This window comes from Arenibacter sp. ARW7G5Y1, from assembly GCF_003201775.1.
Classification (GTDB): Bacteria; Bacteroidota; Bacteroidia; order Flavobacteriales; family Flavobacteriaceae; genus Arenibacter.
This window is the reverse complement of record NZ_QJJZ01000001.1, coordinates 727,953-751,960: the sequence shown is the minus strand read 5'-3', so window position 1 is coordinate 751,960 and position 24,008 is coordinate 727,953. Positions and strand designations below refer to the sequence as shown.

The following is a 24,008-nucleotide window of genomic DNA, read 5'->3' as shown; positions in this document are numbered from 1 at the left end:
AACAACCATTATAACATTGCCAAAATTCGATAAATTTGAGCCCAATGGCCACCTAGTTTATCAAATCGGAACAGGATTTCGAATGACGTTGGAGTCCCTCATAATTTCTACACAATACACTTGTGCACAATTCATTATATTAAAACAATATGAATAAAAAATCCACTATAAAAATTCCAGAGGGGAAAGTGGGAATGATAGGCTATGGAATGTTATCCTCCCTAAAGAGTGTTGAGGAAGTACTAGGCAAAAAATACCAAGATTCCATCTATTTGGTTCATCTAAAATGTCTGCAGCGGGCCTGGAATTTTGTAGCCCCCAATAACGACCCGAATTTTCCTGCAGAATATATAAACTATGAATCCAATTCTTTTGAAAATAGCAGCACCATAGCTTACGAAAAGTCCATTTTTTTAAATATTATTGAGAATAAGGATATACGGTTAAACTGCACTTTGTATTTCGTAACCCCGGAAGAATTGGCATTGTTCGATGAATTTGAATTGGGGTACAGCAGAATTGATGTCACGGATCGAGTTGAGGAATACAATTTTATAAATGGTATAATATATGCCTACAAGGCACTGCCGGCATATGAGTTCGATCCGGAAATGGACAGGGACAAAAGCATCGTGGAAAAAGGTTATTTAGATCTAGTATTGGCTACCTATGATACTATGGGAATTATGCACAGAAGGGAATTTGACCATTCCACCATACCTCCCGACCCCACATTGGTGGCTACCGTAATACCAAAGAAGATGCGGGAATAGTTTATACATAAGGACATGTCCAATACGCTGAATAGATAATCGTTATCTTATCATATTAAATAATAACCCCCAATGAAATAGTTCTCAAAGGGGGTTTGTTCATCTTCTTTATGAACCAAGTAATACTGAATTAACAGAAATATTACAACTTAACCAAGCCGCATCATTTGCGCTTTCTTGTCTGCTTAGCTTCCAGTTTTTGCTTGATTTTCTCCTGTTTCTTTGTCTTTAAATCCACTTTTGGGGCTTTTAATTTCTTCCCTCTAGCCATGATAATAATTTTAAATAATTAATAAATAAAAAAAATATAAAACGGCAATCCTAGGGCACTAAAACCATTACCTACGAGTCATGGCAACTACAAGATAAACAACCATTGTTACCAAAAAAATGGGCGTAAGGTTTATAGGATTGTTTTAAGCACACTTGCGGGTGCCTAAATATTCGGGAAGATGATTTTCGATTTTCTAATCAAATGATTGAGAGGATATTGTTGGGCAAAATATCCTAATAACCTTATAACACCTTGGTCTTGACCAAAGTGGTATTTTTCTATTGTATTAAAGTTATGGCCTTCCATAATGAATCAAAAAATACTGTTTCATTCAACAATATCAGTGCAAATTACACCTTATTGGTTCTGTTCCAAACATACATAATATAAGTATATCCTTCAAATTTTAAAGCACCATAAATTTATTGTAATAGTAGACCTGCCCATGGCCAAATAAACGAAAAGTGGCTTTCCCAATTTAGTTATAAATGCTGCAGTACATAGAATTACTAAAGTAAAGCCTTGTTATTTTTTTTCAAAAAGTTCTTAAGCACAAAGTGCAGGGACATGATCAACAGAAGCACAAAGAGATATTCATTAAAAAAGTTGTCCTGGGAAGGAAAACTGGGAACGTACAATCTAAACGCAATCAAATAACTGATTAGCCACAAAGCCAACACCGCCAAACTACATCGCCAGTTCTTAAGGCCATCCAGATACAAGCTGGGCATCAATAAAAGCCTTAATTCCTTTCCGAACAATTGTCCGGCCAAAGGCCATATAAAAAAAAGAGGCAATGCAAATAATCTAGCTTCCCTAGCCAAAGTAGCAGTCATTACAATAGGAGTATTTATCACTAAGGCAAGTAGAAAGGCCAAGATGTATTTTTTTTCCAAAATGGTATAAGTCTTGGGCTTTATGGACATATAAAGAAAATAAAGACCTGGACCCAAAACCAAGAAAAAAGACACTAAGGTTTCAACTGAACTGGCAAAAGTTCCAAAGTTCTGAAAGTAACAACCAAGCCTATTGGCAACCAACTCCGAAGTTTCCTTCCAAATGCCGGTTGCCCATATAAATATCCCCAAATAAATACCGTATAAAGGAAGCGGTAGAAAAAGAAGGAACAATTTCTTTTTGACAGTGGCAGACCATAAATTCTTGGACTTCAGACTTAGACCGGCAAAGATAACGACCAACCCTGGCCAAAGAAAAACAGTACTTTCCCTAGCTATGGTTGCCATTAAAAATAATGGAACATAATATTTCCAATTTTCCTTGATCAAAGCAAGGATACTGAGCAAAATTAAGCAATATTGAAGTGGCTCATCATAACTGAACACTGGAGGAAAAAAAGCGAATAGTATTGAAAAGCTTAGATAATATGCCACAAGATTAAACATTGCCTGACCCTTTGATGCTTTAAGTCTTAATGATAGGGTAAAGATCAATATGCCACTAATCCATAACAATAACAAGTTCACTAGAACAAAAGACTCCCCCAAGGTCACCCCAAAAATACCGGAAGAACCTTCGACCAACAAGGATGTTAATGGCCGCCTCGCGAAGGGTGCAAATTCCTGATGATATCTAATTTGGGAAGCCAGAAAAACATGGGATAGTTTGGTGTTGTTTTCATTCAACATACTATCCGATACGGGGAGCATATGAATCCCATAGATCAGTAGCACCATCAAAAAACCTATAAGATACTGCCAATAATTTTTCATATTCAACTCACCAATGGAATACCTAAAAGTACACAAAACATTAGTTGGTAGTTATGATACCAAATAATTAATGCCGTCTGGAAAAATTACAATTATTTCCATAATGTAGACCCCCATTAAAATATAAACTTCTAAAACCTATATTTTCCTCCCATCCAAAAGATTGATAATACGTGAACCGTAGGTAGCATTTTTTTCAGAGTGCGTTACTTGAATTATGGTAACCCCTTCTTCATTCAATTGCTTAAAAAGCTCCATAATCTCCTCCCCCTGTTTAGAGTTTAAATTTCCGGTTGGTTCATCGGCCAGGATAAGTTTTGGAGAGGAAATCAACGCCCTCGCAACCCCTACCAACTGTTGTTGGCCTCCACTTAACTGTGCCGGAAACAAGTCTTTCTTTCCTACTATATTAAATCGGTCCAGGGTATCCGCCACCAAGGATTTTCGTTCGGAACTCCCCAGTTTTTTATAGAGCAAGGGCATTTCCAGATTTTCCTGAACGGTAAGGTCGTCCAATAAATGATAGGACTGAAAGACAAAGCCTATATATTGTTTGTACAAATTGGCGCGGTGTTTTTCTTTTAGGGTGTGAACGGGCTCGTCCAAAAAACTGTATTCCCCTTCATCAAAACTATCCAACATGCCAATAACATTGAGCAATGTGGATTTGCCGGAACCGGAGGGTCCCATAATGGAAATAAACTCTCCTTCTTCCACAGTAAGGTTGATATCCTTTAGGAGGAAGACACGTTGCCCTCCTGAGTTTACCCATTTAAAAATGTTGTTTAATTGTAGTAGCATAATTTAAGTTTTAAGTCCCTAATTATATTTAGAAGTTACTAGTTTTTCATTTACATATTTAAAAACGTCTTTTCACGACCATAAATATTTGTTATTGTTCATTCATCCCTCAAAGATTCCACAGGATTTGCCACTGCTGCCCTAAAACTCTGCCAACTCACGGTTAGCAAGGCAATTAATAAAGCCACAATCCCTGCCAAGGCAAAAATCCACCAACTCATTGTGGTTTTATAGGCAAAACCGTCTAGCCATATATTCATCGCATACCATGAAATTGGTACGGCCATTACAAAAGAAAGCCCTATCCATTTTACGAAATCTTTATTGAGAAGCGATAGGATTTGCCCAATCTTGGCTCCATTGACTTTCCTAATCCCAATTTCCTTTTTACGTTGTAAAACAGTATAGGTGGTAAGCCCGAAGAGGCCCATAGATGCAATGAGAATCGCCAAAATTGTGAAAATCTGAAAGGCCCTGGCAAACTTTCTTTCCTCTATATATTGCCTTTGAAAATTCTGATCCAAAAAAATGTAATTGTACGTGCTCTCTGGAAAAACTTGATACCAAATTTCTTTTAAATCCTCCAGGGCAACGTTCGTATTTGCCAATGTAGCAACCCTTTCATCAAACTTTACCAAAATATTTCCAATGCTCTTGTTATGCGTAATTATCATTGGCGCAATGGGAGATTTCAGTCCAAAATGATGGTAATCCTTAACCACTCCCGATATGGTCCAATCTTGATCCCAAAATTTTATCGTTTTACCTATAAGGTTTTGCATATCGGAAACGCCCATGAACCGGGCCAATTTTTCATTGATGACAATATTATGGCTCCATTCCATAGCTGTTTGGGGAAAGGCTTTTCCTGCCACAAATTCCATACCCATTACATCAAAGTAGCTTGGCTGCACCGTGTAGTTATACCACACCCGCTTATCATCCGTTCTTCCATCAGGAAAAACAAGGCCTAAACTCGAATTCAAATTTGAAAAATCATCACCTGGATACGTCTGAGCCAATGCCACATTCTTAACGAACGGGCTTTTTTTAAGTTCGTCCATCAAGCTACTAAAATCCCGTTTTAAAAGGGAATCATGTTCCCTGTTCAATACTTGACCGTTTAATGCTACCAAATTGTGAAGTTCTGTGCCAATCGGCCTATTTTGAAGAAAACGAATTTGCTTATTAGCCACGAAAGCACCTGTCAATAGCGTTATTGTGGCAAAAAACTGACCAATAATCAGGCCTTTTCGTAGGTTGAGGCCTGTGTTGGAAGTCTGTAATTTTCCTTTTAACACGGTCACTGATTTGTACTTGCTCAACACAAACGCAGGATAGAAGGCAGACAAAACGGCTCCTAGGAAAATAAAACCGAAATAAGGCAATAGGACTTTTAATTGGGTATTGTCCAGCTCGAAATTAGACCCAACGAACTTATTAAAAGCAGGTAACATTAGATAGGCTGCAGCCATCGCCAACAAGATGGCAATGAAATTAAGTATGCTTGATTCAAAAAGGGACTGCATTATCAATTGTGGCCGTTTGGCACCTACTACTTTCCGTATACCTATTTCTTTGGCCCGTTCCATAGATTTGCTGGTGGAAAGGTTCACATAGTTAATCCACGATAATAGAATGGTTATAAATGCGATTATGGCCAAAAGCCTAATACTATTGGCACTACCATTAGTGTCCGCCTCATACGGCTTATTGGAATGCAAATGAATATCTTCCAATGGTTCCAAATGATGCCTTTCGTTCAATAAACCTTTAGGTTCAAAAGCCATGACCTTTTGATTGAGCCTTGGTATATCAGCATTTTTGTCCACTTTTATATACGTAAAATATTCGTTTTGATTCCAGGTATACTTCCAATCGCGTTCAAATTCCTTCCAAGTATAGAAGGTGTTGAACGTGACCAGAAAATCGTTATCAATGTGGGTGTTTTGTAAACTGTTTTTCAAAACCCCAGATACTGTAAATAAAGAATTTTCGTCACCTCCTATTTTCAGGGTTTTTCCCAAAGGGTCTTCCGAACCAAAAATCTTATGTGCCAGAGAAGTGGACAGCACCATTGAATACGGTTCTTTCAATGCCGTTTTAATATCACCCTTTTCCAAAGTGCGATCAAAAATGTCGAAATAACTGCTATCTGCCAAAGACCCAGTGTTGTTGTCAAAAATATCCTTGTCGCGCATCAAAACCACTCCTTTCATGCGACGAAGCCGCACAAAATCCTTAATTTCCGGGAATTTCTCCTGTAAGGTAGGGCCACTTACAATGTAGGCATTGGCATCTCCAGGAACCCACTCTTCCCCTTCCAAATAATCCATATACACCCGATATACATTTTCAGAGCCCTCAAAAGTGTCATAACTCCGCTCATGGTTCACGTATATCATAATTAAAACAAAGGATGCCAATCCAATGGCCAAGCCAAAGATGTTGATAAAGGAATACAACTTGTTCTTAAGCAAATACCTTGTCGCGATTTTTAGGAATAGTGTGTACATAGTAATTCTTTTATATAATTTACTCTGTCCTTAAGCTTTTTAAGGGTTTGATCAATGCAGCCCCAATGGACTGATAACTAATGGTCGCCACAGCAATGATCAAAGCTATTCCACCAGCAACAAAGAATATGTCCCATCCAATATCAATCTTATAGGCAAAATCCTCCAACCATCGGTTCATCATATACCATCCTAGGGGTATCGCAATAAGAATGGCCAAAAGAATCAATTTTAGAAAATCCAAGGTCAACAGTTTATAGATACTTTCAAAAGGAGCCCCCAAAACCAACCGAATACTAATTTCCTTTTTACGCTGTTCCACCATAAAGGCAGAAAGGGCAAACAAGCCCAAACAGGCCACTAGAATTGCGAACAAGGCAAAGCTGTTGAATATTTTCCCCATGCGTTCCACATCTTCGTGCATTTGGGTGAATTGTTGATCTAAAAAGGAATAAGAAAAAACTTGATTGGGAACATTTTTATTCCAAATTGCTTCAATAGAGGCCAAGGACTCCCCAATATTGTCCGGCTTGAGCTTTACTGAAATAGCACCACTATCATTATTGGCAATCACCAGGCTAAGTGGGGCTATATCTTCTTTCAAGGATTTAAAATGAAAGTCCTCCACGACCCCCACAATCGTCCAATCCATTCCGTTGTTTATCTGCTTTCCTATGGGATTATCATACCCCAGTTCATGGGCCATTTGATCATTGATAATCATCGAATTCACGGAGTCCGAAGCAAATTCCCGTGAAAAATCCCGGCCCTCCTTCACTTGGATTCCCAAAGTTGTTATATAGTCATAATCCACTCTCCAAATCTGTGCAGGAACCCCACGGTCCTCAATACCCTCCCCTGTCTTTTTAAAGGTATTTCCGTTTCTTTTGGCGCCATCTATCGGCAAATAATCACTTTTTGTTACTGTTTGTACCTGGGGAAGCTGTAAGAGTTGTTCCTTAAAACTCTCCGATTTGTTTCCTAGGATATTGGCCCCATCCAAAATAACAACCTGCTCCTTGTTATAACCCAATTCTTTGTGCTGTATATAATCCATCTGCTTGTAAATAATCAGTGTCCCTATAATCAGGATTACCGATGTGGCAAACTGAAACACGACCAAACCGCTCCTCAGCTTGCCGCTTTTACTACCAACACTAATGCTCCCTTTCAGCACATTTACCGGTCTAAAGGAAGAGAGATAAAATGCGGGGTACATTCCGGCCAAGATTCCAACGAATAAAGCGGAACAAACCATTAGCGGAACAAACCACCACACCTGCCAGGGAAATAAAATCGATTTTGCCGCTATACTGTTAAAGAAAGGCAGCAAGGCCCAGGCCAACATAATTCCCAATAGAAATGAGATTATACTGAACAACACCGATTCGGTCAAAAACTGTCCAACCAAATTACTCCTATACGCGCCCACGGTTTTACGCAGACCAACTTCCTTGGCCCTATTGGCCGATTTGGCTGTGGAAAGATTAATAAAATTGATACAAGCCAGCATTAAAATAAAACCTGCAATGGCACCAAAGAGCCATACAAAACGAATATCACCGTGTTTTAAACCATCGCCCATGGCCAGGTCCGATCGTAAATGAATATCCCCTATAGGCTGTAATTTGTATTCTATAGTCTTTAAAATTTCGATAAAATCAGGGGCACGACCACGAGCCATTTGGGCAGGAATCACATAGTTTTCCATAATAGAAAACATTTTTTTCTCCAAGGCCGAGATATCGGTGTTTTCATCCACTAGAATATAGGTGAAGTAGTTCTGGTTGGTCCAACTCATGTTGGTATCCTCTATAGGTAACAGAAAATTAAACTGTAAGTGGGAATTCTTGGGGAAATCTGGCATTACCCCGGTAATAGTATAGGGCTTTGAAGTGTTATTGTCCAAAACAATGGTCTTACCCAAAGCCGCCCCATTAGGGAAATATTTATCTGCCTTGGATTTTGAAATTACCATATTCCCGGGTTGTAATAAGGCTTCCTTAGCATTGCCTTGTTCCAAGGAAATCTCAAGAATTTCAAGGATGTTCTGATTGGCAAATACAAATCCGTCCTCAAAATTGTTCTGGGAATCACCCGCCAATCGCAAGCCACGTTTCCCAGCCCCAAAGAGCTCGCTCATATTTATTTTCCCTGCCTTTTCTATCTCTGGAAAATCGGATTGTAGGGCATCTGCAAAAGGCAATTGAAAATGAACACTTTTTCTTAGCTCACCATCCATTACACCTTGTAAAACAACCCTATAAATACGATCCTTATTTTTGTATTGTTGGTCATAGCTGAGTTCGTCATTAATGAATAATGCAATCAACAGACAAGCTGCAATGCCCATGGCAAAGCCCCCAACCTTTATAAAGGTAAAGAGCTTATCACTTTTAATACTTCGCCAAGCGATTTTTAGATAATTTTTATACATGATTGTTGATTTTGACCTCCCCCTAACCCCCTCCAAGAGAGGGGGAATCGGTTCGGTCTTTTAATTTATCTTTTCACGTTGTTTTCCTATGTATGCGCCACCCTTTGTGGGAAATAGTATTCACTTTATTCGTTTCTCAATGATTCCGCTGGGTTAACCATGGCCGTTTTAAATGATTGTGAGAGGATGGACAATGCCGCGACCACAAGAACTACCAATAGGGGTATTGCGAACATCCAAATACTCAAATCGATTTTAAAGGCATATTTTTCCAGCCATTTTTTAGTGACAAAATAGATGATGGGTAAGGCTATTGCCCCTGATAGTAGGACCAGGCTCAGTAGTTTTATTGGAATTATGGCCAAGGCTTGTGCCACAGTGGCACCCATAACTTTTCGTACACTTATCTCCTGGGTCTTTTGCATGGCCATGTGCGATCCCAGGCCAAACAGTCCCAAGGCCGCTATAAATATGGCCAATAGGGAAAACACCAAACAAATAATTCCAAATTTAGATTCGGCCTGATACTGCCGATTAAAGTAATCATCCATAAAAAAGGAGTTGTACAAATCGTTCGGGAAAAACTCTTTGAACTTGGCCTCTATTTGGGCCGTTGTTTCAGAAATATTACCCGCTACAATATTTACGGTCATAAACGAGGCAGTATAGCCCTCGATATGCATGAAGACTATAGGGTCGTACCCTTTTTGTAGGGATTGTTGATGATGGTCCTCTACCACCCCGATAATTTCGGTTGTTCGATCGATAGGACCAAACTTGAATATCATCTTTTTGTTAATAGCCGCTCCAGGGTCTGAAAAACCCAATATTTTTGCTGCAGAACGATTGATTAGGACCCGATGTCCGGATGGAACCGGGCCCTCCCTTGTATACAATGAGCTGGCATCTTCCTTAACAAAATCCCTTCCTGCCAAGAGGTCAATGTCATAGGTTTTTATAAAATCTTGATCTATGATTGCGAAATTGGCACTGACCCCCAACTCTCTTGGTTTATGAACCTGCCGTATGGTATTCCCCTGAACAATTGGTTTACCGGGTATTTCATCGGACAAGGCAACACTGTTTATCCTTGGGTTTTGGATCAGTTCCCGTTTAAAAGATTCTACTTTCCGTTGCGTGGTGGTATCGGCATACGTAGGTGCTGCAAAGACAAGATTTTGTTCAGCAATGAAGCCAAGGTCCTGGTTCTGCATGTATGAGAATTGGTTATAAACAATGTAGGTTCCCGCAATTAAAGCAATTGAAATGGCAAATTGGGAAACTACCAAAGTCTTTTGTAGCGTATTCCCTTTGGTGGTTTTATGAAACTTTCCCCGAAGAACTTCAATAGGTACAAAACCCGACAATACGAAAGCGGGGTAAAGGCCTGCTAAAACTCCCCCTATTAGAAATATGCCCAGCAAGGCCAACCACACTTGCCATTTACCCCACATTCCAAAGTTTAAAACCTCTATACCTACTAAGGAATTAAAGGAAGGAATTAACAAATTGATCAGTACAAAGGCAATAATAACGGCAAAGAAATTAATGAGGAGCGACTCGAATAAAAATTGATGTACGAGTACCGACCTGGGTGCACCAACTACTTTTTTAATTCCTACTTCTTTGGCGCGCTCCATAGATTTGGCGGTAGAAAGGTTAATAAAATTAATCATGGCGATGGCAATGATAAAACCGGCCACAACCAATAAAAAGTACAAAGTACCTTCACTGTTATTGGGTGAAATCTCTTTTAATAAATGCGATTTTAAATGAATATCCTTAACGGGTTGCAGTGCCATTCTTGCTTCAAACCCATGCTCGATCATGATATCCCCCAAATATTTTTTTACAAATGCAGGAAACTTAGCTTCTACGGTATTCTGACTGGTCCCAGGTTTAAGTTTAATATAATTGTAAAATTCTGGCCATACCCAACTGTTGGCATGATCGCCATTTGGGCCAAAGATGTTATAGGAAACAATCATTCCCATAGGTAAGTGTGTATTGTCCGGACGTTCTTTAAAAACACCTGTTACCTTTAATTTGAAATTATCATTTACCTCTATCAACTTTTCTATAGGGTCCTCGTTGCCGAAAAAGCGATGTGCTATTTTCACACTTAGAATTACGGAGGTAGGTTCCTTTAGTGCCGTTGCCGCATCGCCTTGAACAAATTGTAAATCGAAAAGATCTATAATGGCATTATCCGCAAAATAGATATGATCATCATTGGCATCAGATTTTATTTCGTCACCCAAGGTATTGGTATAAGAAATATTCATAGTGCCAGAAAATGCCATTGGCTTGTCAGCAATCCTGGTGTAACTTTCAACCTCCGGAAAATCCGATAACATTGCCGGGCCTGTCATAGGATGATTTGTTGCGGAAGTAACAAAACCATTATCACCCAAATTGGTGGTCAGGGTAACCCTGTAGAGGTTATCCACATCTGGAATAAAGTTATCGTAGCTTTTTTCGAAGGCAATATATTGTATCAACAAGATAAATGCCGTTATTCCTATGGAAAGGCCTAAGACATTGATACCAGTAAACAATTTGTTCCTTAAAAAAAATCGTAAGGCAATTTTCAAATGATTTTTTAACATGATTCCCGTGTTTTGTTTTAATTGATGATATGCGATTTAACTCCTAACCATACACCGCTCCCAATTCATTGTTAATTGCCCATTGTTCACTGCTCACTGGCAACTGCTTACTGTTTACTTAATCACTCCGTTCTTAAACTTTTGGCAGGATCTGTTCTAACGGCCCTGATAGTCTCATAACTTACTGTTATTAGCGCTACTCCCAATAGCATTATTCCCCCCAAAGCAAACAGCCACCAATTAATGGCCATATGATAGGCAAAGCCTTGTATCCATTCATTCATATAATACCAGGCAACGGGAACAGCAATTAAAAGGGCTATACCTACAAGCTTTACAAAATCTTTTGAAAGCAGGTTAAACAGCCCAAAAACACTTGCTCCCAATACTTTTCTTACGGCAATTTCCTTGACCCGCTGATTGGCCATGAAAGCTACCAGTCCAAATAGACCTATACAGGAAATAAAGATGGCCAAGGCTGTAAAGGCACCTACTAATTGCTGTGTTTTTTGCTCTTGCTTGTATCCATTCCCAATAGTTTCATCCAAGAAATGATAGGCAAATGGTAAGCTACTAAATTGGGCGTGTACTTTTTCCATATGGGCGATGGCCTCCTTGGTTCTCCCGGGCATGGTTTTTATATACACAAGGTCAGGTTCTGCGGGCCTACAACGAATAATCATTGGTTGTATAGGGTTATGCAGGGAGGTAAAGTGAAAGTTCTTGACCACCCCAACAATTTTCCCGCCTTCATCACCCCAAAAACTTAATGATTTCCCAATTGCATCTTTCATCCCCATGGCTTTTACCGCTTCCTCATTGACCAAATAATTCAAAGTATCAGTGGCATATTCAGGAGAAAAACTCCGGCCCTCCTTAATAGGAATGTTCAGCATTTCCATAAGGCCAAAATCGGTTGTAAGGATGGTAAACCATTGTTGCCCATCATCAGGACTCTGTCCTTCCCAAACCGGATCGGAGGTGGTACCCCAAGAATCAATAAAATTACTACTAGCAGAACTCAGTTCTTTAATTCCCGAAAAATTTGCCAACTCGGCCTTAAATGTCTTTGATTTTAAATACGTTTCATGGTTCATCGGCATATAAACAATGTTCTCCTTATCCAAGCCTAGATTTCTATCCTTTATAAATTGAAGCTGCAGGTAGACCACCATGGTTCCCGTAATCATAAGCATGCAGAGAAAGAACTGAAATACGACCAGGCCTTTCCTTAAAAAATTTTCGCCTTTATTACCCTTTAGTTTTTCGTTCAGGGCATTTATCCCGTTGACAGAAGATAGTGAAAAAGCAGGATAGAGCCCTGAAAACAATATTGTGGCCAATGAAATAAGCACTAAAATGCCATAGATTCGACCGTCCGAAAAGTCGATTATCAATTCCTTTTCAGTAATTGCATTGAACATAGGCATGGAAACTGCCGCCAACAAAACTGCGAACACAACGGAGATGCCCACTTGAACTGCCGATTCCGTGAAAAATTGTACTAGTAATGAGCCCCTCCCTGCGCCAAGGACTTTTTTGACCCCTACCTCCTTAGAACGCTTAACGGCCAAGGCCGTAGTGAGGTTTATAAAATTAAAACAGGCAATGAGTAAAGTGAAAATGGCAATGATGGCAAAGAGGATTATATCATCAATTGGACCACCAATGGGTTGACCATTTTCAAATTTCGAATAAAGGTATCGGTCATTAAGGGGTTGTAATGAGAGTGTTCGCCATTTATCGTCTCCCATTTCTTCGGGAAGATGTTGCAACTTTTTCCCCAGGAGATCAAGGTCCGCCCCTTCTCCATGCAGTACATAAGTCTTCACCCATGTATTGCCCCAACTTTTATTGTTCATCGGCAAGAAATTGTCCACCGGCACAACTGCATCGAATTTTAAAGTGGATTGCCGCGGAATTTTCTTGAATATCCCTGTAACCAGATAGGGCTCGGAAATTTCGGAAAGCATAAGATTCACGGTTTTTCCCAAAGCTGCCCCATCTGGAAAATATATAGCGGCCATTTCTTCAGATAGAACGATACTTTTTAGGTCTTTTAAGCAGGTTTTGGGTTCCCCTACTTTCAAGGGATAACTAAATAGTTCGAAAAATCCGATATCGGTTCCAATTAGTTGTGCTTCAATTGACTTCTCCCCAATTTTTAAGAGTCCCCCTCTTGGCCCTGTTCTACGTACAGCAGTCTCTATCTCGGGTAGTTGGGACATCAAAGCCTCTGCGACCGGATATCCGGTACCGTCCCATGTGCTGACAGATCCATCATCGGAGCCAACATTGGTCATTACCTGACTAATTTGGTTACCCTTTATGTGAAATGCGTCTTTATCCAACTCGTCGGAAATCCATAGGGCGATCAATAAAGTACACCATAGCCCTAAGGAAAGTCCCACAATATTGATCAGTGCAAAGGCCTTTCTTTTTGCTAAACTTCGAAATGCAATTTTAATATGGTTTTTTAACATGAATCTCGTTTTTAATCCTCCCCGCTTAGGTGTGAAACTGGGTTGATATTTGATTAAATTTTATTGTCTTTCGTATTTATTGCACATTGATAGTTATTCTATGTTCAACGATAATGTTAATTGTTTACTGCCAACTGACCACTGTTCACTTCTTCACTCTGTTCGCAAACTCTTTACCGGATTCGAATTTGCTGCCTTGATAGCTTGAAAACTTACCGTAATAACCGTTACTGCCATGGCACCGAAAACGGCCAAGGCAAAAATCCACCATTCAAGAAGCATGTGGTAGGGATAATCCTGTAACCATCCGTTCATCACATAGTAGGCAATGGGCACCGCAATAAAACAAGAGATAGTGACCAGTTTTAGAAAATCCTTTGAAAGCATAGTCCAAACATTGAACACGGTTGCTCCCAACACTTTTCGTACCCCAATTTCCTTGGTGCGCTGCTCGGCCACAAAAGAGGTTAGCCCAAATAAACCAAGACAGCTGATCAAAATTGCCAAAGCAGTGAAAATTCCGGAAAGTGTTCCAATACGCTCCTCCGAAGCAAATTTTCTGCCGTATTGGCTATCCACGAAATCATACTCAAAAGGAAGATCCGGAAAATGTTCTGTAAAGACCCTTTCTATAATGGCTATATTCTGACTCGCACTTCGGTCGGGATTTAGACGTAAATTATAATAACTGGAATTACCATGTTTGTCAAAAACATAAAGTCCTTGCTTAACGGGCTTATAGGGGGATTGTGTTATCATATCTTCAACTACCCCAATAATTTTCAAAGGTGGACCTGGATCCTCCTCGTCATCCTCTTTTAAAAACTTGCCAACGGGATCCTTGATTCCCATATATTTTACTGCGGTCTGGTTGATCAACACAGCGTTGGAATCGGTTGCGAACTCCCTTGAAAAATCACGGCCTTCAATAATTTTCATACCCAAAGACTTGGCGTATTCCGGGGTCACTTCAGTCCATGCCAAATCTTCCTGAAAACCTTCGGGCTTGCCTTCCCACTCAAATCCACTGCGGTTGGACCAAATCTCGGTAGTGGGACTGCTGGACGCCGACATTTCAATTACCGCACCAGAATTTAAAAATTCACTTCTCATTAAATCGTACTTACCCTCAAAATCTTGACTGAATGTTGGTATTTGAATAAGTCCTTCCTTATTATAACCAACAGGGCGGTTTTTTGCATGGTTGATCTGTTGCATAACGATTACGGTACCTATAATGAAAGCCACCGAAACCGTAAATTGTAGAACCACCAGGATTTTCCTGGGCAACCCTGCATACCTGCCAGATTTAAACGTCCCCTTTAAAACATCCACAGGTTTAAAAGAGGATAAATACAATGCAGGATAACTACCTGCTATCAAGGCCGTAAATAAAATAAATGCTAAAGAGCTGATCCAAAAAATTCCATTGGTCCATGGAAAGGAAATTTCCTTTTTGGAAAGATCATTAAATCCGTTTAAGGACATAATCACTATTACCACAGCCATAAAAAAGGCAAACAATACCACTAAAAAAGATTCACATAAAAATTGATTGATCAACTGATTTCTCTGCGAGCCGATGGATTTTCGGATTCCTACTTCTTTAGCTCTTTTTTCAGATCTGGCCGTACTCAAGTTCATGAAATTTATACAGGCCAAAAGCAATACGAACACCCCTATTATTCCAAAGAGCCATACATATGTTATTCTGCCCCCGGACTGCTTTCCGTTTTCAAAATTGCCACGTAGGTACCAATCCTTCATGGGGAAGAGAAATATTTGTGGATTGAATTCCGCCGTATCTTCATTCAGATCCTTTTTCACATTTAAAATAGCCTCGGTAACTTTTTCCATGGTGGTGTTATCGGCAATCTGAACGAACATTTGAAAGGAGTTGTTCCCCCAATTGTCCACGGCATTTTTCATCCATTCTTGGGTTGCGATTATTTTGTCCCAAGGCATTAAAAACTCGGTGTCATGAAAAGAATTGTTAAAAGGAATATCTTCATATACCGCACTCACCATTACATCATATTGGTTATTGACCTGTACGGTCTTACCAATAGGTTCCTCATCCCCAAAAAGTGCATAGGCGACCGATTCGGACAGCATTACGGAATTTAACTCCCGTAAGCCATCTTTTTCCCCTTTTAAAATTTTTAAGTCCAACATTTCAGGAGCTTCAGGCTGCATAAAATTCCCGGTTTTGGAAAGGCTCTTGTCCTTGTACTTTAAATATCTTGTTATGTTCCAGGAAGACATAACCAGATGTTCGAAGTTATCTGCATAACCGTCTCTTAAAGCCCTTTCCAAAGGTCTGGGTATAGCTGGCCCCGTACCTGTGGTTCCATTGAAAGTTTGCGACTGAAATACCTGTGCCAACTTATCCTTTTTGGAAAAATAACTATTGTTGGATAATTCATCATTGATCCAAAGACCTATGATGAGCGTTACGGCCATACCCAACGCCAATCCGCCTACATTAATGGCAGTATATCCCTTATTGTTCCAAAGATTCCGCCAAGCGATTTTGAAAAAGTTCTTAATCATGGTTTCTTCGTTTTTTGATTTGATTGATGATATGCGTTTTAATTCCTAACTATCTACCTCTCCCAATTCATTGTTAATTGCTTATTGTTTACTACTTACTTTTTCACTCCGTTCTTAAACTGTCTACAGGGTTAACAATGGCTGCCTTTATGGTATGAAAACTAACGGTAAACAATGCCACCACTATTACCACAGTGCCCACCCCTAAAAATGTGAGCGGATCTATGGATATACGATTTTCATAATTCTCGATCCAAATCTCCATGGCATACCAGGCCAAGGGGACTGCAATCAATAGACTGAGCAATACCAATTTTAAAAAGTGAATTGATATCATACCAACAATACTATTTACCGATGCTCCCATAACTTTCCGAATTCCTATCTCCTTGGTCCTCAATTCAATCACCATTAATGAAATGGCAAAAAGGCCCAAACAGGAAAGGAATATGGCTATGGCCGATGCAATACCAAAGACTGTAGTCATAATTATTTCGCCCTCGTACCAGGCCTGAAGATTCTCATCTAAAAAGGAAGCTTTGAAGAGGGCATTATCCGTAAGCTTTTCCCAAACTGCAGCGATATGTTCCATCACCATCTGTGGATTATCCGATTTAACCTTTAGGAAAATGTAATTTATACGTTCCGATGCCGATAGATGAATGGCAATTGGATAAGCTTTTTCGGACGGGGAATAGGCATTAAAATCCGGTATTACACCTATGATCCTATTTCCCAATCCTGCTTCTTCCCCTCCAAAATATTTGCCAATGGGATCAGGTTCTCCCATGGCCTTTACAAAACTCTCAGTAACCACGAACGCATTTATTGTATCCGTGGCATAGGCAGGATCAAAATCCCTTCCCTTAAGAATAGGAATTTGCAAAGTCCTTAAAAAGTCATAATCCGCCAAGAGCCAATCGGCCGAAACCTGGTTCTGTTTATAATCGAACCCTACAACAGACCTAACGGTAACCCTATCCAAGCCCCTTCCCAAGTTACCACCTGTCCCAGTAATGGAAACAATATTGGGATCATTTACAAGTTGGTTCCGCATACGCGCCAATATTTTTCTACCGTCTTGCTGGTAACCTACAGGAATACTTATAACCTGCTCCTTTTCAAAACCTATAGGTACTTCCCGTAAAAAATCCAATTGTTGTCCTGCTATCCAACTTATGCAGATCAGCAGGCTGGAAATGGCAAACTGACTCACTAAAAGGCTATTGCGAAGGGCTCCCGGCCTCTTGGTGGAGACCTTACCCTTTAAAACGCCAACCAAACTAAAGTTGGCCATCTTTAAGGCTGGGTATCCCCCAGCAATCAGGGTTACCAATAAAAAGACCCCAAAGATAATGGCCAAAAAAGAGGGTTGGAATAGGGCCGAAATTTCCATACCGCCTCCAAATTGTGCATTAAAGGCGGGTATCAATTGGGAAGCTAGGCCCAGTCCCAACATAAAACCAAAAAAGTAAAGCAAAAAGGCCTCGCCCCATAACTGCATAAAAAGTTGCCCCTTATAGGCCCCAAGTGTCTTCCTTACCCCCAGTTCGCGACTTCTTTTAAAAGAGTTGGCCATGTTAAGGTTTATAAAATTAAAACAGGCAATCAATAGAATAAAGGCCCCCAAGGACATGAGGGCATATACCAATACCTTGGGGGCACTCCTTTCCCCGGAAAAATGAACATCATTAATATTGGTGAGGTCTAAACTCAACAATTCGGAGGATTCCTTTACATCCGGCCTATCGGCCCTAAGTTGTGCCAACTGATCGGGATAGTATTTTTCCACAAAAGGTTCCAGTTTCATAGCAACCTTTTGTGGCTCGCTATTTTTGGAGATTTTAATAAAAACACTGGATCCATTGGAGCCCCAATCATTTTGAAGTTGTGCATAATTGGGAAGCGATTCGGTCCGGGCGACTGCGTCAAATCGAATACTTGAATTCTTTGGGCAATCTTTGACCACTGCGGTTACGGTGTAATATTCAACGTCTTCGCCTCTGCCTATTTTTAGCTCCTTCCCAATGGGATCCGAATTCCCAAAAATGGCCTTGGCCGTAGTTTCACTTAAGGCTATATCCTGCAAACCGGAAAGTGCCGTGCTGCCATTACCGATAAGTACCGGGAAATTGAACACTTCAAAAAAATCCGGATCGGTCCTAACAACCACCCGTTCCAAATTTTTTTCCTCGTATGATAAATTTTCAGGCATCCCCATATTCACCACTATAGCAGTCTCCACTTCCGGAATATCGGTCCTTAAAGCAGCAGCGGCCGGCAATGGCATTTGGGAACTCATTTCAGGACCCTGTGCACTGTTTATATGGCGGAAAGTTCTAAACAGCTGGGGCTTATCCTTGTGGAAAGAATCGAAACTCAGATGAAAATAGGCCGTCAAAAATAAAAGGATACAGATGGAAAAAGCGATGGCCAAACCAAAAATATGGATGGCGGAATGCAATTTATTTCTCCTAATATTCCGCCAAGCGATTTTAAAATAATTCTTAAACATGATTCTCGTTTTGATTTGATTTGATTGATGATATGCGTTTTAATTCCTAACTGTGTACTGCTCCCAATTCATTGTTAATTGTTCACTGCCAACTGTTCACTCCGTACGTAAACTTTTAACAGGATTCACCATGGCCGCCTTAATACTTTGGTAACTTACTGTAAGCACTGATATCAAAACGGCCATAAAAGCAGCCAGAGCAAATATCCACCAAGAAATATCTATTCGATAGGAGAAATCTTCCAACCATTTACCCATGGCATACCAACCTATGGGGATAGAAATTAAAATTGCTATTCCCACAAGTTTTAAGAAATCCAAAGTAAGTTTTGTGGATATTTGGCCCACGCTTGCCCCTAGCACTTTTCTAATTCCAATCTCCTTGGTCCGTTTTTCGGCATTAAAGGCCGCTAGGCCAAAAAGGCCAAGACAGGCAATCAAAATGGATAGTACCGTAAATACCACAAAAATGTGCCCCAACTTTTGCTCTGCTTGGTAGGTCGTATTGAAAGAATCTTCCATAAAACGATAGCTGAACAATTGGCCAGGTGCCACTTTGTTCCAGATATTTTCTATATTGGCTATCACATTTGAAAAATCACCGGCTTTTAGCCTAATGGCCATAGAACCCGTGGAATTTCCGAGAAATAAGCCCAAAGCCCCGATATCTTCCCTTAGAGACGCATAATGAAAATTTTTGACCACCCCGATCACGGTATAAAAAACCTGGCTTTCTAAACCGAGATTCCCAGAAATCTGTGTTCCCAATACTTCATCGGGCGTTACCCCCAATTTTGCAACTGCTGACTCATTAAGTATAGTTGCGGTGGAATCAGTGGGGAAGCGTTTATCAAAATTCCTTCCTGCAATAAGCTGCATGTCCAGGGTCTTTAAATAATCATGGTCTACCACCCAATTCTGCATTTGAAGGGCATTTTCCTGTTCTGTTGAACCTTCCTTAAAAAAGGAATTATCATTGCGGAAAGAAGGGGTAGGCATATAACCGGTCAATGTTGTACTTGCCACTTGGCCCAATTGCATCACTTCCTCCTTAAAAGATTGCACCCGATTTCCCGCGGTATACACATCATCGATAAGCAAGACCCGATCCTTGACAAAACCAAGATCCTTGCTTTGTATGTACTTTAATTGCTGAAAGACCACTAGGGTACTTATTATCAATAAAACGGAAATGGCAAATTGAAAAACGACCAGGGAATTTCGGATCTTTCCTCCACCAATGCTATTCCCTCCCCCACCTTTAAGTACTTTGGCAGTCACAAACCTGGACATAAAAAATGCAGGGTAACTTCCTGAAAAAAGACCTAGAAAAGTTACGGCGGCCAATACGATTATCCAGAAAACAGGATTAATGAACGGTATTAAAATGGACTTTCCGGAAAGGTCATTGAAAAAAGGAAGGGCAACTATGGCAATACCAATGGCCAGTAGCAATGAAATAAATGAAATCAGCCCTGCTTCAATTAAGAATTGCCGTACTAGATCCAGCTTGTTGGAACCCAAGGTTTTTCGAATACCTACCTCCTTGGCCCTTTTTAAGGAATGGGCCGTTGACAAATTCATGAAATTTACACTGGCCAAGAGGATTAAGAACAAGCCAATAAAGGAGAGAATATAGACATTTTGAATACTGCTATTGGCACTTAGCTCTATCTCTCTGTTGGAATACAAATGTATATCGGTCAAAGGAATAGTACTATACTTCAAATAATTTCCGGATGCCTCAAAGGATTCCGCAGTAATACCGGGAAAGAACTTCTGTACATACGGTAAGATATACGTTTCCAACATTGATTGCAAGGGAGCTTGAAAATCAGCAATATCGGCCCCCGGCAGCAATTTTATAAAGGTGAAATAGTTATGGCTGGTCCATAACATTTGGTTTGCATCATCAAACCCGGCCATGGCCATTAAAACATCGTGGTCCCTAAGCATTGAGTTTTTAGGGAAATCGGCGACAACTCCGGTTACGGTATAGGTGTCAGTGTTATTCAGCAAAAGGTGTTGCCCCAAGGCATTGTTCATACCAAAGTGCTTTTCGGCCGCTGTTTTCGTTAACACCAAGGTATTTGGTTCGGTCAAAGCAGATTGTACATCACCTACAAGCAAGTCGATGCCGAACATTTTAAAGAAAGTAGAATCCGCAAAAGCCGCATTGGATTCTTTGGTATTGGCTTCAGTTCCCTGTTTTCTTAATAGCAGACTCCCTCGGTTCCTTATTCTTGTCACTAACTCAATTTGCGGAAAATCGCTTTTGATAGCCGCCGCCATAGGAGCACCCACTTGAGCGGACCTCATAATTTTGCCGCCAAATCTGATATCCGAATTTATTCTATAAATACGGTCGGCATCTTTAAACATGGTGTCAAAATTCATCTCATCATAGATGTATAACGATATGAGCAAGCCACCGGCCATACCAATGGCTAGACCGAAAGTATTCAGGAAGGTAAAAAAAGGTTGCCTTTTAAGACTTCTCCAAGCAATTTTAATGTGATTTTGAAACATGATGATTGTTTTTGATGCAGAAATAAGTTCAGCACTTATTTCATTGATGAATAAACTCTATACCTCTTATTAACCTGCAAGGTCTCCAAAACCCTGTAGGTTTTCATTACCATGCGGATCCCCGAACCTTATTGGTTCCACTTTCAAATCCTAGGCAAGACCTACAAGGAGGTCCGCAAAAGGCGGACTACAAACACTCCTCCCTTCATGAACCTGCAAGGTCTCCAAAACCCTGTAGGTTTTCATTACCATGCGGATCCCCGAACCTTATTGGTTCCACTTTCAAATCCTAGGCAAGACCTACAAGGAGGTCCGCAAAAGGCGGACTACAAACACTCCTCCCTTCATGAACCTGCAAGGTCTCCAAAACCCTATAGGTTTTCATTACCATGCGGATCCCCGAACCTTATTGGTTCCACTTTCAAATCCCAGGCAAGACCTACAAGGAGGTCCGCAAAAGGCGGACTACAAACACTCCTCCCTTCATGAACCTGCAAGGTCTCCAAAACCCTATAGGTTTTCATTACCATGCGGATCCCCGAACCTTATTGGTTCCACTTTCAAATCCCAGGCAAGACCTACAAGGAGGTCCGCAAAAGGCGGACTACAAACACTCCTCCCTTCATGAACCTGCAAGGTCTCCAAAACCCTATAGGTTTTCATTACCATGCGGATCCCCGAACCTTATTGGTTCCACTTTCAAATCCCAGGCAAGACCTACAAGGAGGTCCGCAAAAGGCGGACTACACCTTGCAGGTCTCCCTAACGCATTGCTCCCATAGCCCTATTATGGCTTTCGGTGGCAATCTGCCCATCAAATAGGTTTACCACTCTATGCGCATAGTGCGAATCCCTATCCGAGTGGGTTACCATCACTATGGTAGTACCTTCCTGATTCAACTCTGTTAAGAGGTTCATTACCTCGATTCCGTTTTTGGAGTCCAGATTTCCCGTAGGCTCATCCGCCAAAATCAACTTTGGATTTGTAACAACGGCCCGTGAAATGGCCACACGCTGTTGTTGACCTCCCGAAAGTTGTTGTGGAAAATGCTTTTCACGATGTGCTATCTTCATTCGCTCCAATACGGCCATTACCTTTTGCTTGCGCTCACTTTTGTTCATTTTAAGATAGATCAATGGCAATTCAACATTTTCAAAGACGGTAAGTTCATCAATCAAATTAAAACTCTGGAAGACAAAGCCCAGATTTCCTTTTCGCAATTGTGTTCGCTGATTTTCCTTTAAATGCCCCACTTCATGTCCGGCAAATTGGTAGCTTCCTGAGGTAGGGTTGTCCAGCATACCTATAATGTTCAACAGGGTAGATTTGCCACAACCCGAGGGCCCCATTATGGCTACGAACTCGCCGTCCTGAACTTTGAGGTTAACATTGTTCAATGCCAGGGTCTCCACTTCTTCGGTCCTAAAGCTTTTTTTAAGATTCTGTATTTGTATCATACTAAAAGGTTTACACGTTAATTAAAGGATGTACTTGCCATCCCATTTGTGACAGTTTCGGATGTATATTTTATGTTTCTATTTCAACACTATATTATCGGCATCTCCAAAACTATCATAGTTGGAGGTAATTACTTTTTCACCGTTCTCCAATCCTTCCAACACTTCATAATATCTGGAGTTTTGTTTTCCTATTCTTATATTCCGCTTTAATGCCTCATTACCATCTGGGTTAACTACAAATATCCATTGTCCGCCAGTACTTTGGAAAAAACTTCCCTTGGGCAGTAAGAGTGCATCACTGGATTCGCCCAACTGTAACTTTATATTATAACTTTGTCCTGCTCGGATGTTCTGTGGTTTTTCACCTGTAAAGACCAAATCTATCTTGAACTTGCCATTTCGAACTTCAGGATATACCTTTCTCAACCGCAGGGAATGCTCTATTCCATTGCGCTCAAAAGTTGCATTTAAATCGCGTTTCACACGATCTATATAATGTTCATCTATATCCGCCTCGATCTTATAATCCGTAAGGACATTAACCTGACCAATACGTTCACCCTGACCGATATTCTGTCCTATTTCCGCATCCAAAAACCCTAATTGCCCATCTGCCGGTGCCCGTACATTCAAATGGTCCAAACGTTCGTAAACCATAGTAAGCGTCTTGCGCATACGTTCCAGATCCGTATCCAATCCCGCCAAGGAGGTGCTTCTCATTTCATCGTCATGTTCGGTCTGTAGTTTAACTATATCATATTGCTTTTGGGATAGCTCAAAATTCTCCTTTGATATTAAATACTCTTCCTTCGAAATCAATTCGTCATCATATAAAACCTGGTTCTGTTCAAAATTTCGTTTCAATTTTGTTAACTCGTACTGTGCGTTGGCCAAAGATTTTTTACCCTCCACCTGTCTGGAATCAAATGTTATTTTGGTAGACCTTAGGTCGTTCTGCTTTAGTGCCAAATTGCTTTCACTGTTCAATATTTGCTCATATAGACCAATATTCTCCAGTTTTAGGATAATATCCCCTTTTTGTACCATGGCCCCTTCCTCTATCAGTTTTTCGGTTACACGCCCCCCTTCGTAAGCATCCATGTAAATGGTAGCAATGGGGGCCACCGTACCGTTGATGGTGATATAATCATCAAATTTTCCCTGTACCACCTCTGCTATGGACAATTTATCCTTTTCTGTTCTAAAAGTATGGCCCGTATTAGCTGTTATCATTTTCCAACCCATAAATAGCAGCAAAACCCCAATGGCAATATACCCGTAGTGTTTTGGCCTTAATCCTTTCTTCTTTTCTAATTGTATATCCATT

The 24,008-nt window shown here is 40.5% G+C and carries 12 protein-coding genes; 1 reads left to right on the top strand and 11 read right to left on the bottom strand.

Features of this window, described 5'->3' with window-relative positions:
- The first annotated feature begins 149 nt into the window (after positions 1 to 149).
- A complete protein-coding gene (locus tag C7972_RS03055; RefSeq protein WP_110354707.1) occupies positions 150 to 773 on the top strand; it encodes a gamma-glutamylcyclotransferase in 624 nt (207 codons plus the stop codon).
- Positions 774 to 1,556: 783 nt separating this feature from the next.
- Here the strand turns inward: C7972_RS03055 and C7972_RS03050 are convergent.
- The 11 genes from C7972_RS03050 to C7972_RS03000 all read right to left on the bottom strand — a co-directional run bounded on the left by C7972_RS03050 (position 1,557) and on the right by C7972_RS03000 (position 24,007).
- Entirely contained in the window at positions 1,557 to 2,777 is a 1,221-nt protein-coding gene (locus tag C7972_RS03050) for a hypothetical protein (protein ID WP_110354706.1), read from the bottom strand.
- 138 nt (positions 2,778 to 2,915) lie between these two features.
- Positions 2,916 to 3,578, bottom strand: a complete 663-nt coding sequence (locus C7972_RS03045; RefSeq protein WP_110354705.1) for an ABC transporter ATP-binding protein — start codon at positions 3,576 to 3,578, stop codon at positions 2,916 to 2,918.
- A gap of 98 nt (positions 3,579 to 3,676) precedes the next feature.
- The gene (locus C7972_RS03040; RefSeq protein ID WP_110354704.1) at positions 3,677 to 6,094 is read right to left on the bottom strand and encodes an ABC transporter permease; all 2,418 of its coding nucleotides are present in this window, start codon (positions 6,092 to 6,094) and stop codon (positions 3,677 to 3,679) included.
- Between the two features lie 19 nt (positions 6,095 to 6,113).
- Positions 6,114 to 8,531 carry an ABC transporter permease gene (locus C7972_RS03035; RefSeq protein WP_110354703.1) on the bottom strand — a complete coding sequence of 806 codons (2,418 nt, stop codon included), beginning with the start codon at positions 8,529 to 8,531 and terminating at the stop codon, positions 6,114 to 6,116.
- A gap of 125 nt (positions 8,532 to 8,656) precedes the next feature.
- Positions 8,657 to 11,140 (bottom strand): ABC transporter permease, encoded by a 2,484-nt coding sequence (locus C7972_RS03030; RefSeq protein ID WP_110354702.1) that lies wholly within the window; start codon positions 11,138 to 11,140, stop codon positions 8,657 to 8,659.
- A gap of 122 nt (positions 11,141 to 11,262) precedes the next feature.
- Positions 11,263 to 13,623, bottom strand: coding sequence for an ABC transporter permease (locus tag C7972_RS03025; RefSeq protein ID WP_110354701.1), 2,361 nt, complete (start codon positions 13,621 to 13,623; stop codon positions 11,263 to 11,265).
- 153 nt (positions 13,624 to 13,776) lie between these two features.
- Positions 13,777 to 16,176 carry an ABC transporter permease gene (locus C7972_RS03020; protein ID WP_110354700.1) on the bottom strand — a complete coding sequence of 800 codons (2,400 nt, stop codon included), beginning with the start codon at positions 16,174 to 16,176 and terminating at the stop codon, positions 13,777 to 13,779.
- Positions 16,177 to 16,279: 103 nt separating this feature from the next.
- Positions 16,280 to 18,691 carry an ABC transporter permease gene (locus tag C7972_RS03015; RefSeq protein ID WP_110354699.1) on the bottom strand — a complete coding sequence of 804 codons (2,412 nt, stop codon included), beginning with the start codon at positions 18,689 to 18,691 and terminating at the stop codon, positions 16,280 to 16,282.
- A gap of 96 nt (positions 18,692 to 18,787) precedes the next feature.
- Positions 18,788 to 21,220 (bottom strand): ABC transporter permease, encoded by a 2,433-nt coding sequence (locus C7972_RS03010; protein WP_110354698.1) that lies wholly within the window; start codon positions 21,218 to 21,220, stop codon positions 18,788 to 18,790.
- Positions 21,221 to 21,982: 762 nt separating this feature from the next.
- Positions 21,983 to 22,678: an ABC transporter ATP-binding protein gene (locus C7972_RS03005; RefSeq protein ID WP_110354697.1), complete on the bottom strand. Its 696-nt coding sequence runs from the start codon at positions 22,676 to 22,678 to the stop codon at positions 21,983 to 21,985.
- A gap of 78 nt (positions 22,679 to 22,756) precedes the next feature.
- Positions 22,757 to 24,007 (bottom strand): efflux RND transporter periplasmic adaptor subunit, encoded by a 1,251-nt coding sequence (locus tag C7972_RS03000; protein WP_110354696.1) that lies wholly within the window; start codon positions 24,005 to 24,007, stop codon positions 22,757 to 22,759.
- Position 24,008 lies beyond the last annotated feature (1 nt).